Below are 12450 nucleotides of genomic sequence, written 5' to 3'. Positions count from 1 at the left end.
GCCGAAGCGGTGCAGCCGTTCGGCGAAGGCATCGTGCTCGGCCACTACCGGCCGGCCGATTACCGGCGCGACCGCGAGCCGCGGCCGGAGCTGCGCGAAGTCGCGATCATCGTGGACGCCGGCACCGCTGCGGCGGAAGCGGAAGCTGCGGTGCGGCGCGCGGTTGCGATTGCGGAAGGCACGAACTACGCCCGCGATTTGACGAACTTGCCGGGCAACAAGCTGACGCCGGCGATGATGGCGGACGAAGCGATGCGGCTCGCCAAGGCATACGGCTTTCCGTGCCAGGTGCTGGACGAGACGCAGATCGTGGAAGCGGGTCTCGGCGGCTTGCACGAGGTCGGCAAAGGGAGCGCCAATCCGCCGCGCATGATCGTCATTTGCTATCAGGGGCGAGACGAGTGGGACGACGTGCTCGGCCTCGTCGGCAAAGGCGTCACCTTTGACACCGGAGGCATTTCGCTCAAAAGCCGGAAGGCATGGAAGAGATGGTCAGCGACATGGGCGGGGCGGCGACGCTGCTCGGCCTGTTGCATGTGGCCGGCGAGCTGCGGCCCAAGATCAACTTGCTCGTGGTCATCCCGGCAGCGGAAAACATGCCGTCCGGCAGCGCCTTCAAGCCCGGCGACGTGATCACGATCATGGACGGGTACACGGTGGAGGTGCTGAACACCGATGCCGAAGGGCGCATCGTCCTGGCGGACGGGGTGCTGTACGCCAAAAAGCTCGGCGCAACGAAGCTGATCGACGTCGCCACGCTGACCGGGGCGATTCTCGTTTGCTTCGGGGACGTGGCCAGCGGCGCCGTGACGAACGACGACGCGTTTTTGCAGCCGCTGCTGCAGGCGGCGAAGGCGGCGGGCGAAAAGGTATGGCAGCTGCCGAACTATAAAGAATACCGCGACCTGCTGAAGAGCGGCATCGCCGACATCAAAAACTCCACCTCCCCCGACCGGTGGGCCGGCGCGATTACGGGCGGACTGTTTGTCGGCCATTTTGCCGGCGATACGCCGTGGATTCACGTCGACACCGGAGGCACCGCCTGGCTGTGGAGCGAGAAAGGCATCGAGCCGAAGGGCGGTACCGGTGCGCTGGTGCGGACGCTGGCGGCTTACGTCTTGCAACAACAGCAAGAGGGAGCGGGGAAATGACAAATGGAGCTGTCCCGGCGTCATCTGCGACGACTTTGGGACAGCTCCATTTCATGCGGGCGCAAAAAGGCTGCCTCCCGGGAATTTCCCTTGAGAGGCAGCCCTCTTTTTGCATGTTGCAGTCAGGCTTGCAAGCTTTTGCTGCGGGATGCGGTCTTCTGCACGTTGGACGGCAGCAGCGCCTGTACGTCTTCCGCGCGGATCACGATGCGGTTGATCTCGTTCAGCGTGAACGACATGTGGCGCGTCCGCTCCTTGACGGCGTCCAGACGAATGCCGACCCAGCCGCGCTGGCGAGGATGCAGGCGCAAATCGTGCTGAAGGACAGACAGCGAAGCGGTATGGTCCGCGGAAATCGGCAGTGTCGGATAGCTGCTGATATCGTGGATGGAGAAATACAGCCACTTTTTGTTCCATTGTAAATATCCGGGGCGAAACCGGATCAGCAGCAGCGGAGATGCGCCGGAATCGATGGAAACGCGCACGATTTCCACTTGCTCCGGGTGTTTGCCGGGTTTAATATACTGATTGGAGCCGAAATCCGGCAGAAACGGTACGAACAAGACGGGCAATACGCTTGCGATATACAAATAAACGGTGGATTCGAAGTAAAACGATAAGGCCAGAAACAGGCCGAAGAGCGCGAGGCCGATCCAGAAAACGTTTTTTTTCATAAGCTGGCTCCCATGTCATAGTTGCAGCACACTAGCTATGGGGCTATTTTACCATAACGCGGGGACCGTTGAAAGCTTCTATCACCTGGGAGCGCGGCGCAAGGCCGGGCGCGAAGGAGACGATTATGGGAGCGGGGCAGGCGATGACGCGCAGATGGAGACGAAAGCCGTCGGAGACGCGAAAATATTTATGGGTCGGCACTTTGGAAGGGTTCCCTGCAATTATGTTGTTTCAACTGCTGGGCGGCCCTTTTTTAACGGGATATTTGCTCCATCTCGGCGCTTCGGCGGAGGAGATCGGCTTCGTCCTGGCGGTTACGACGCTCGTCAACGTGGCGCAGATCGGCATGGCCGTCGTCATGCAAAAGCTGCGCAACCGGCGCATGACGCTGCTGCTGCTCGGTGGCATGCACAGAGTGCTGTGGGCGGCAACGGGCCTCGTGCCGCTTGTCGCCCCAAAGTCGGCTTGGGTGCCGCTGTTTATCGTTTTGTACACGATGGCCTTTCTGGCTAATGCCGGCGGCGGTGTAGTGTGGGCGTCGCTTATTAGCGATATGGTGCCTGCTTCGCTGCGGGCGCGTTATTTCGGCATACGGAACACGCTGCTTTGGGGGCTCGGCAGCGCTGCGCTGTATGCCGGCGGGCAAATTTTGAAGCATTCCCCCGGTGACGGCGGCTTCCATCTGCTGTACATAGTTAGCGGCGTGTGCGTCGTGCTGAATATCGTCGCTTTTTGGTTTTATCCGAATTTGCCGTTCGAGCCGTCGGCCGAAGCGAACCCGCTGAAGATGATCCGCAAGCCGTTCCACGACGCGCAGTTTGTGAGAGCGATCGTCTTTTTGTCGGTTTGGCTGTTCGTGCAGGGCATCGCCGTGCCGTTTTTCTCGTTCGTCATGTTGAAAGTGATGCATCTGGATTACGAGACGGTAGCGGTGCTGACGATGGTGCAGAATCTGGCGATGATGGCCGGCTATTACGTATGGGGAAGGCTCAATGCACGCTTTCCTACAAAAACGCTGCTGTTCTGGACGCTCCCGTTTATCGCGGTCTGCTGCCTCGTATGGGGCGGCGCCGTGTGGCTGCCGGCCGCAGCGGTGCTAGCCTTGGTGCACGTGCTGCTCGGCATCGGCACCGGAGGCTTCAACCAGCTCGCGTTCAACTTCATCACCGGCGACACGCCGAAAAGCGAACGGCCGATGTATATCGCCGCTTATAACGCGTTGACCGGTTTCGCCGCATTCCTTGGGCCGATGGCCGGCGGCGCCGTATATAAATGGCTTGGCGACGCGCCGCTTTGGACGCAGCAGTTCGGCGTATCGCTCGCCGCCGGAGCGGTGCTGCTGGCGCTGGCGCTGCTGCCGGGGCGGCGGGTGTTCCGCGAGCCGAAGGCCGCGTCCGGCCGTGCGGCGGCGAATGGCGCAAACAAGACGAAACGAGGGATGGACGCATGAGCCGGAAACGGATTGGCATTGTCGGGCTCGGGGATATTGCGGGCAAAGTGTATTTGCCGCTGTTGACCGCGCTGGAAAGCGTGGAAGTGATCGGCATCCAGAGCCGTACGGAGACAACTGTGCAGCGCGTTGGCGAGCAGTACCGGATTCCGCAGGCGGGGCGATGCCGCGAGCTTGGCGAGCTGCTGAAGCTGCAGCCGCAGGCGGTGTTCGTGCACAGTCCTACGGAAACGCATTACGAGGTGGTTATGGCTTGCCTGCGGGCAGGCGTTCACGTCTATGTGGACAAGCCGCTGTCTTACAGCTTGACGGAAGCGGAGCGGATGGCGGACGAAGCCGCGGCGAGAGGGCTGCTGCTTGGCGTCGGCTTCAACCGCCGCTTCGCGCCGCTGTACCGGGAAGCGAAGGCATGGCTCGAGGCGGCGGGCGGCTTCGACTGGTGCGCTGTGCAGAAACATCGGGTGCGGCGGCAGAGCGGACCGGCGAAGCATACCGTGTACGACGACCTGATCCATATGCTGGATTTACTGTTGTGGCTGGGGGGATCGGATTATCGGCTGTTGGCGTCGGAGCTTGGAGTGGATGCGGACGGACGCTTGGATTGCGCCTCGGGATTGCTGCGCTATGACGCCTATGATGGGAAGCGAGAGCCGTGCGCAATGTCAGGCTCCGGCTTGGCAGGGCCGGCAGGGTCGGCTAGGGCCGGTGCAGCAAGGAGCCGGAACGGAACGGCTGCCAAGGCCGGGGCGACGGCGTCGTTTTCCATGGTGCGGCTGGCAGGACGCGATCTGGAGGAGCTGGAGCTTCACGGCGGCGGGCGCTCGGCGGAAGTCGTCAACATGGAAACGGCGCAGTGGAGCGAGGCGGGCGGTCTGCCTGCGGCCCGCACGTTCGGCAGCTGGGAAACGGTGCTGGAGCGGCGCGGCTTTACCGGTGTTGTGAATCATTTTCTCGCTTGTATGGACGATCCGGCGGCTTGCGAGGTGCGGGCCGATCGGGTGCTGGAAACCCACCGTTTGGCGGAGATGGTGTCGGCCTTGTAAATGGCTGATTTTTTTTGCTCATCACGACAAGAAATTCGACAGAGGTGTCGAATGGTATAGGCGAATGGAACAACTTGGATACATAGGAGGCGTTGTGATGAACAAGAAGAATGGGTTATGGATCATGGCTTTGCTCGTAGCAATCAGTCTGGCGCCGGCCTCGGCGCTGGCGAAAACCGGTGGTACCGGTGGCGGGTCAGATGTGAGCGGCAACTCGGGCTCGGCAGGTTCCGGCTTCGGACAAGAGAAAAAGACGAATGCGGATGCCGAAGCGACGACGCAGGCGGGTGTACGCGGCAATGCTCAAGACAACGGCAGCGGCCACGGGCTTGGCCATGCGGCTGGAGACCAAACCGTCACTTCGGCGACGTACGGCTCGGAACACGGGCATAACGGGTATAAAGGATTGTTGAACGCGATCGACAACGTGAAAGACAAGCCGGCAGGTGCAGTGTTGGCGGATTTGCTGCTGACGAAGTACGATACGCAGCTGACTGACGATATGAAGCAGCAGTTGGAAGCAATCAAGGAGAAAGATCAGGCGCTGTCCGCAGCGGCGGAAATGCTCGATGAGCAAGGCAACGTGACCGACGCCGTCTACATGCAGCGGGAAGCTGTCAAAGCCAATGTGAAAAATATCGGGCTGTATAAGCAGCTTGGCAAGCTGTACGAGAAAACCGGCAAGACCGGCGTCAAGCTGTATGTAAACGGCGATGAGCCGGCGGCGGAAGTGGCTCCGTTCATCCGCGACGGCAGCACGCTGGTGCCGTTCCGCGCCATCTCCGAAGCGCTGAAAGCGACGGTTAGCTGGAACGCGGAAGAGCGCTCGGTCACGGTCACTCGCGGCGACGTGACGGTGAAGCTGCTGATCGACAGCAAGACGGCTTATGTCAACGGCCAGCAGGTTGAGCTGGAAGTGCCGGCCGCCATCGAGAACGGCAGCACGGTCGTGCCGGTCCGTTTCGTTAGCGAAGCGCTGAAGGCCGCCGTGAAGTGGGAGCCGGAGACGCAGTCGGTTATCGTGTACGAAGAATAACTCAAGCTGCCAGAATAAGAAGGGCTGGTTGCGCTGCGGACCTAAGAATGTGAGTCTCCGGCTTCGTATTCCTGTGAATTTGAAAACATGGTGGGAATGCGAGGTCAAAGGCTTATGCTACTTAGCGAGTTTTGCTACGCAAAACTTGCAGCTCCCAAGGTCCACATTCCCATCCTACGCTCCGCCCTTTTCGGGCAGCCTGAATAACTACAGTTAAATGAGCGCTGCAATCCGGACAACGGGAGTAAAGCGCCGGCAACCCGTCCCGCAGTACAATAAAGGAGGAAAACGGAGGGACGGGTGACGAGATGAGGAAAAATCAAATCGCGGCGCAGCTGTTTACGCTGCGGGAGTTTGCCAAGACGGCCGAACAGCTTGACGAGACGCTGCGCAAGGTCAAGGACATCGGGTACGATGCAGTGCAGGTGTCGGGAATCGGGCCGATCGAGCCGGCCAAAGTAAAGGAACTGGCCGACCGGCACGGGCTGACGATATGCGCGACGCACGTGCCGTATGAGCGGTTAAAGAACGATCTGGAGCAAGTCATTCAGGAACACCGCCTATGGGGCTGCCGGTATGTCGGCCTCGGCTCGATGCCGGCGCCGTACCGCACCGGTAAATCCGGCTACACGCTGCTGGCGGATGAGTTTTCGGCTGTCGGAAGAGCGCTTGCAGACGCCGGGCTGCAGTTCGTGTACCACAACCACAAGTTCGAGTTCGAAAAGTTCGAGGGCGAGACGGGCATGGACTGGCTGCTGCGCGCATCCGATCCCGAGGCGTTTCACTTCGAGCTGGACACGTACTGGGTGCAGGCCGGAGGCGCGACCCGGTCGGCTGGATCCGCAAAGTGAAGGACCGCATGAAGGTCGTGCACTTGAAGGATATGGCGATTGTAGGCGATCAGCAGGTGTTCGCCGAGATCGGGGAAGGCAATTTGAATTGGCCCGCCATACTAGAGGCATGCGAAGAAACGGGCGTTGAATGGTACGTCGTAGAGCAGGACGTATGCCGGCGCGACCCGTTCGAAAGCCTGGCCATCAGCTACCGGGCGCTGGCGAAGCTGGCAAACGGTTAGAGCGGTTGCGGCGCCGTGAGCCTTCAAATGGGACAAAAACGCTCCGAAAGCGGAATGAGGCTTTCGGGGCGTTTTTGTGTCAGGAAGCAGTGCGGCTGGCATGCTCCGTGTACAAGCAGACGGTACTGGTTGGTTTGTTTAAAGAACCGGTTCGCTATGCAGCGACTTTCGGGGCGCTGTTAAGCGCCGATTTGACGGAATGAAGATGCAAGGAACGATTGTTCTCTACATAACGACGGAAATTCGTACGGAGCGACCTTCGAGGCGCTAATGCAGTGTTTTTCCATTTTAGCTCGAAATCAGCGTTTGTAAGGTCGCTGTTTAGCGAACACAGGCTTTATTGCAGTAGACGGCACCGGTTGGTTTGCATAAAGAACCGGTTCGCTATGCAGCGTCTTGCGGGACGCTATTAAGCGCCGATTTGACGGAATGAAGGTGCAAGGAACGATTGTTCTCTACATAGCGACGAAAATTCGTGCGGAGCGACCTTCGAGGCGCTAAAGCCTGGTTTTACTATTTTAGCTCGAAATCAGCGTCCGTAAGTTCGCTGATTAGCGAACACGGGCTTTATTGCAGCAAAAAAGCGCCCGCGGGCCGCCGGAATCGACCGGCTGTCCGCGGGCGCTTTGCCTGAGCATGTATAGGCGGCCGCCGCGGGGCCGCATGGCGTGCAGCTGCCGCTTCAGCTAAAGTGGCGCGCTCAGCCGCAGCTGCAGTTCAGCACCGGCTTGCGTGCCGCGAGCGCTTCGTCGAGCCGTCCGACGACCGTCGTGTACGGAGCGTTCTGCACGAGCGCAGGGTTCTCCTCCGCTTCGCGCGCGATCCGGATGAGCGTATCGACGAACGCGTCGAGAGTCTCTTTGCTTTCCGTCTCGGTCGGCTCGATCATGATGCATTCCTCGACGTTGAGCGGGAAATAGATCGTCGGCGGATGGTAGCCGAAGTCGAGCAGCCGCTTGGCGATGTCGAGCGTGCGCACGCCGAGCTTTTTTTTGGCGCGTGCCCGACAGCACGAATTCGTGCTTGCAGGCGCGGTCGTACGGTACGTCGAAGTACGGCGCCAGCCGGCGCAGCATGTAGTTGGCGTTCAGCACGGCATTCTCCGACACTTGGCGCAGCCCTTCCGGGCCGAGCGTGCGCATGTACGTATAGGCGCGGACGAGAATGCCGAAGTTGCCGTAAAATCCTTTCACGCGGCCGATCGATTGCGGCGCGTCGTGCTGGAAGCCGTAGCTGCCGTCTTCATGCTTCACGATAAGCGGCGTCGGCAGGAACGGAATGAGCTTCGCCTTGACGCCGACAGGGCCGGCGCCGGGACCGCCGCCGCCGTGCGGAGTGCTCATCGTTTTGTGCAGGTTCAGGTGGACGACGTCGAAGCCCATGTCGCCGGGCCGGGTAATGCCCATGATCGCATTGGCGTTGGCGCCGTCGTAGTACAGCAGTCCGCCGGCCTCATGGACGATGCGGGCGATTTCGGCGATGTCTTCCTCGAACAGGCCGAGCGTGTTCGGGTTCGTCAGCATGAGCGCGGCTGTGTCGGGACCGACGGCGGCGCGCAGCTCCTCAAGGTTGACGAGTCCGCGCTCGTTCGATTTGATCGTGACCGTCGTGAAGCCGGCCGTCGTCGCGCTCGCCGGGTTCGTGCCGTGCGCCGAGTCGGGCACGATCACCTTCGTGCGTTTGTCGCCGCGGCTCTCGTGGTAGGCGCGGATCATCATCAGCCCGGTCCACTCGCCGTGCGCCCCGGCCGCCGGCTGCAGCGTTACCTGATCCATGCCGTTGACGGCGGCAAGGTCTTGCTGCAGCGTATATAACAGCTCCAGAGCGCCCTGGATCGAATGCTCCGGCTGGTACGGGTGAATTTTGGCGAAGCCCGGGAAGCGGGCGACGTCCTCGTTGATTTTCGGATTGTATTTCATCGTGCACGAGCCGAGCGGGTAAAAGCCGTTGTCGATGCCGAAGTTGCGGCGCGACAAGGCGGTATAATGGCGGATGACATCGACTTCGTACACTTCCGGCAGCTCGGCCGGCTGCTGGCGCAAATAGCTTTGCGGAATCAGCGACTCGATCGGGGCGTCGTCCGGGACGTCGCAAGCCGGCAGCGAGTAGGCGACGCGGCCCGGATGGCTCAGCTCGAAAATTAGCGCTTTGTCATGCTTCGCACCGCCGCCCGTGTTGGCCGTACCGGGATTGTCCGCGGCTCCGGCGTCTTTCGCGGCGGCTGCGGTCGCCGCAGCTCCCGTGCCGGCGCTTCCGGCTGCAGCGGCCGCGTAGCCGTTAGCAGCGCCCGTGCCAGCGCGTTCGTTTGTCTGCGTTGTTTGCGTCAAGTCCGTTCCGCTCATGCCAGCCCCTCCAGTACAGTAGCAAATTGATCGATTTCTTCGCGCGACCGCTGCTCCGTCACGGCGATGAGCATATGGCCGGCCAGCTCAGGATCGTCGCGGCCAAGATCGTAGCCGCCGATGAAGCCTTCCTCCAGCAGCTTCGCCTGCACGGCATCGATGTCAGCGCCGTCCGGCAGTTTGACGGCAAATTCGTTAAAGAAGGGCGTGTTCGGGAACGCCAGCCGCAGCTTGCCGCGGCTCAGCGTTTGCGCCGCGTAATGCGCTTTGCGGACGTTCAGCCTGGCGACGTCCTGCAGCCCTTGCTTGCCCATCGTCGATAAATAGACGGATGCGCACAGGGCGAGGAGCGCCTGGTTGGAGCAAATATTCGACGTCGCCTTCTCCCGGCGGATGTGCTGCTCCCGCGCTTGCAGCGTCAGCACGAAGCCGCGCTTGCCAATGCGGTCGACAGTCTGGCCGACGATGCGCCCCGGCATGCGGCGCATCCATTTGTCGGCGACGGCGAAGTAGCCGCAGCTCGGGCCTCCGAACGATGCGGGGATGCCGAGTGGCTGGCAGTCGCCGACGACGATGTCGGCGCCGAGCTTGCCCGGCGCCTCGATGAGGCCGAGCGCGAGCGGATTCGCGCTCACGACGAGCAGGCCGCCCGCCGCATGCGCCAGCTTCTCGGCGGCGGCCACGTCCTCGAGACAGCCGTAAAAATTCGGCGACTGCACCAGGATCGCGGCGGTATCGCTGTCCGCCTGCGCCGCCATCGCGTCAAGATCGGTCACGCCGTCCCGCGTGCCGATCTCGACGACGTCCAGGTTCAGACCGCGCGCCGTCGTGCGCAGTATCGCCTTCGCCTCGGGATGCACCGCCTTCGAGACGAGCAGCTTCTTGCGCCCGGTGCGCCGGCGGCGAGCGCGCCCGCTTCGGCGAGCGCTGTCGGTCCGTCGTACATCGAGGCGTTCGCGACCGCCATGCCGGTCAGCTCGCAAATGTACGACTGGAACTCAAAGATCGCCTGCAGCTCGCCCTGCGAAATTTCCGGTTGATAAGGCGTGTACGCGGTGTAAAACTCCGAACGCGAAATGACGTGGTTGATTACGACCGGCAAGTGATGGTCGTACATGCCGGCGCCGAGGAACGAGGCGTACCGGTCGAAGTCGGCGTTCTTGCCGGCAAGCTTGCGCATGTGGCGCAGCATCGACGGCTCGTCGAGCGCCGGCGAGACGTCGAGTGTCCCTTGAAAACGGACGGAAGCGGGAATGTCGGCGAACAGCTCTTCGACCGATTCGACCCCGATCGTCTGCAGCATGTCGTTGCGGTCTTTTTCCGTGAGCGGCAAATAGCGGTGCTTGATCAGCGTCATACGGCGGCTCCTCTCTTGTAGAACGGCGTCTTGACGACCTTTGCTTTCAGCTTCTGGCCGCGAATTTCAACATAAAGCTCGGTGCCCTGCTCGGCATAGGCGCGGTCCACGAGCGCAAGTCCGACATTCGTCTTCAGCGTCGGCGACTGGGTGCCGGTCGTCACCTCGCCGATCCGCTTGCCGTCTCCGTCAAACACCGGGTAGTGCGAGCGCGGTATGCCGCGGTCGATCATCTCGATGCCGACGAGGCGGCGCGGCGCACCTTCTTCCTTGTGCTTCAGCAGAGCGTCCCGCCCGATAAAATCGCCCTTGTCCAGCTTGACGAAAATGCCGAGCCCCGCCTCCAGCGGCGAGATGTCCGCGGACAGCTCCTGCCCGTAAAGCGGCAGCCGCGCCTCGAAGCGCAGCGTGTCGCGCGCGCCGAGTCCGGCGGGAACGAGACCGTCCGCCGCTCCTTCCGCCAGCAGCCGCTTCCACAGCTCGAGGCTGCGATCGGCCTTGACGTACAGCTCAAACCCGTCCTCCCCCGTATAACCGGTGCGGGAGACAAGCGCCGGAATGCCGGCGACGTGCGCTTCCTCGTAGAAGCGGAAGCTTTTCAGTTCGGCGAGCGGGGCGTCGGTCAGCCGCTGCAGGATGCGCTCGGCATGCGGCCCTTGCAGCGCCAGCAGCGCCGTCTGCTCGGAAATGTCTTCGATCGTCACGTCGCCGAAGACGGCGGCTTGCTCGCGCAGCCAGGCCAAGTCTTTTTCGATATTGGAGGCGTTGATGACGAGCATGTAGCGCCCTTCGCCAAGGAAGTAGACGAGCAGATCGTCCACGACGCCGCCGCTCGGATAGCACATGAGGCTGTATTGACATTGGCCCGGCACGAGCTTCGCGACATCGTTTGTCGTTACCTTTTGCAGGAACGAAAGCGCGTCCTCGCCGACGATCCGCACTTCGCCCATATGCGATACGTCGAACAGTCCGGCCTGCTGCCGCACCGCCTCGTGCTCTTTCTGGATCCCGGAAAACTGCACCGGCAGCTCCCAGCCGCCAAAATCGATCACTCTTGCACCGTGTTCGGCGTAGAGCGGATAGAGCGGCGTTTTCTTAAGCATTCGATCATCCTCCACCGAAAATATTCGTCGCGCATATTGTGCCCAGAGTATGCCATCCGACCCAACCGGACGCAACAAAAAAGAGCGAAAAGCAAGCTCCGCGGCCGGCGCCGCTGCTTGCTGCAGCCGCTATCCGTCCTCGTAGCCGTGCTTTTCGCTCTGTCCTTTGTACCTGAGAGTTACCTTCGTCCCGCGCCGAAAGCCGCAAGCTTTGCGCCTCGGGCCGAAGTTTCCCCATGGGTGTCCGCCGCTCGCATGCCGCGCGCGAAGCTCTCCAGAGTTGCGTCCGGTGCAAGTCCTTTTGCCTGAGAGATTCACTGCCTCCGCAGCTTACTCCTTCGGCGCCGCCTAGACCGGTCCGCGCTGCCCGCGGTCCCGCCCGGCAATCTCTCCCTGCACCATCATTCGCCTGTATGCGATTATCTATATTATTATTACTCGCGGCTGGCGATCTTTGTCAACGCTTTTTTACGAGCAAAACGGACATTAAAAAATGTGTTCGGCTTGAGCGGATTCCTCTGGCAAATACTTGAAGCTCGCTGTAAAATAAATCTGACCGGGGCCTTTAATAAATGCTGCGAGAGCCGGTCATGGGAGTGAAGGCTGTACTGTCTCGATCGCTCATTACGGGAGGAGATTCGGTCTATGGCAAAGTCGTTTTTGAAAATCGCGGCGGTTTATTTCTCGATCGGTGTTTTACTGGGCTTGACAATGGGGATTATTCACGATTTCCGGCTCGCTTCGGTGCACGCGCATTTTAATTTGCTCGGATGGGTTTCCATGGCGCTGTTCGGACTCGTTTATCATTTCTATCCGCAGGCTTCGGAAACAGGTCTTGCTAAAACCCACTTTTGGCTTCACAACATCGGCTTGCCCGTCATGCAGCTCAGCATTGCGGTCATGACCTTGACGGACAGCATGGCACTGCTTCCTGTTGCGATTATCGCCTCCCTGCTTGTCGTCATCGGGGTGCTTTTGTTTACCGTCAATCTGTTCCGCCAGCTTGGCGCTGCGTCCGTCAAATCCCCAGTGTCCGGGAAGCACACGTCCATGAAGTAAATTCTTTTATGTGTTTGCGCAAGTTTCATTCAGCGGCCGCTCCGCCAAGTGAGCGGCCGCTTTTAGTGCGCCACGCATGGCGATTAACTAGGCGGTGAAAGTCCGCTGTGGGGGCTTGTAGTGGCCAACCACTAGCCAAGAGCAAGGGTGTCCATCGTG

8 protein-coding genes, 3 pseudogenes and 1 riboswitch are annotated in these 12450 nt (G+C 60.9%); of the genes and pseudogenes, 7 read left to right on the top strand and 4 right to left on the bottom strand.

Translation table 11 applies throughout. The features are described from left to right. The first annotated feature begins 234 nt into the window (after window positions 1-234). Window positions 235-1151 (top strand): annotated as a pseudogene (locus SD70_RS38955) (leucyl aminopeptidase family protein). Window positions 1152-1273: 122 nt separating this feature from the next. On the opposite strand, the gene SD70_RS31345 reads toward SD70_RS38955, so the two are convergent. Then, window positions 1274-1825, bottom strand: a complete 552-nt coding sequence (locus tag SD70_RS31345; protein WP_041052525.1) for a hypothetical protein — start codon at window positions 1823-1825, stop codon at window positions 1274-1276. Between the two features lie 68 nt (window positions 1826-1893). Between SD70_RS31345 and SD70_RS31340 the strand changes: the two genes are divergently transcribed. From SD70_RS31340 to SD70_RS38950, 5 genes are all read left to right on the top strand, one after another. Then, on the top strand, window positions 1894-3276 hold the full coding sequence (locus tag SD70_RS31340; RefSeq protein ID WP_231571710.1) for an MFS transporter: 1383 nt from the start codon (window positions 1894-1896) through the stop codon (window positions 3274-3276). Then, window positions 3273-4319 carry a Gfo/Idh/MocA family protein gene (locus SD70_RS31335; protein ID WP_041052523.1) on the top strand — a complete coding sequence of 349 codons (1047 nt, stop codon included), beginning with the start codon at window positions 3273-3275 and terminating at the stop codon, window positions 4317-4319. The genes SD70_RS31340 and SD70_RS31335 overlap by 4 nt, the downstream gene beginning before the upstream one ends. A gap of 97 nt (window positions 4320-4416) precedes the next feature. Next, a complete protein-coding gene (locus tag SD70_RS31330) occupies window positions 4417-5355 on the top strand; it encodes a copper amine oxidase N-terminal domain-containing protein (protein ID WP_041052522.1) in 939 nt (312 codons plus the stop codon). Window positions 5356-5663: 308 nt separating this feature from the next. After that, a complete protein-coding gene (locus SD70_RS31325) occupies window positions 5664-6206 on the top strand; it encodes a sugar phosphate isomerase/epimerase family protein (protein WP_231571709.1) in 543 nt (180 codons plus the stop codon). Continuing rightward, window positions 6203-6430: a sugar phosphate isomerase/epimerase family protein gene (locus SD70_RS38950; protein ID WP_231571708.1), complete on the top strand. Its 228-nt coding sequence runs from the start codon at window positions 6203-6205 to the stop codon at window positions 6428-6430. Before SD70_RS31325 ends, SD70_RS38950 begins: the two co-directional genes overlap by 4 nt. Window positions 6431-7130: 700 nt before the next feature. Here the strand turns inward: SD70_RS38950 and gcvPB are convergent. The 3 genes and pseudogenes from gcvPB to gcvT form a co-directional block, all read right to left on the bottom strand. Continuing rightward, window positions 7131-8571: pseudogene (gene gcvPB, locus SD70_RS31320) on the bottom strand (aminomethyl-transferring glycine dehydrogenase subunit GcvPB). 197 nt (window positions 8572-8768) lie between these two features. Beyond that, window positions 8769-10129, bottom strand: a pseudogene (gene gcvPA / locus SD70_RS31315) (aminomethyl-transferring glycine dehydrogenase subunit GcvPA). Continuing rightward, window positions 10126-11232, bottom strand: a complete 1107-nt coding sequence (gene gcvT, locus SD70_RS31310) for a glycine cleavage system aminomethyltransferase GcvT (protein WP_041052520.1) — start codon at window positions 11230-11232, stop codon at window positions 10126-10128. Before gcvT ends, gcvPA begins: the two are co-directional and overlap by 4 nt. 283 nt (window positions 11233-11515) lie before the next feature. Continuing rightward, window positions 11516-11637, bottom strand: a riboswitch (glycine riboswitch). Window positions 11638-11877: 240 nt separating this feature from the next. Between gcvT and SD70_RS31305 the strand changes: the two genes are divergently transcribed. After that, window positions 11878-12291 (top strand): cytochrome-c oxidase, encoded by a 414-nt coding sequence (locus SD70_RS31305; protein ID WP_041052518.1) that lies wholly within the window; start codon window positions 11878-11880, stop codon window positions 12289-12291. The last annotated feature ends 159 nt before the right edge of the window (window positions 12292-12450 follow it).

It is taken from the genome of Gordoniibacillus kamchatkensis, assembly GCF_000829455.1.
Taxonomy (GTDB): domain Bacteria; phylum Bacillota; class Bacilli; order Paenibacillales; family NBRC-103111; genus Gordoniibacillus; species Gordoniibacillus kamchatkensis.
This window is presented reverse-complemented; position numbering and strand designations above follow the sequence as displayed.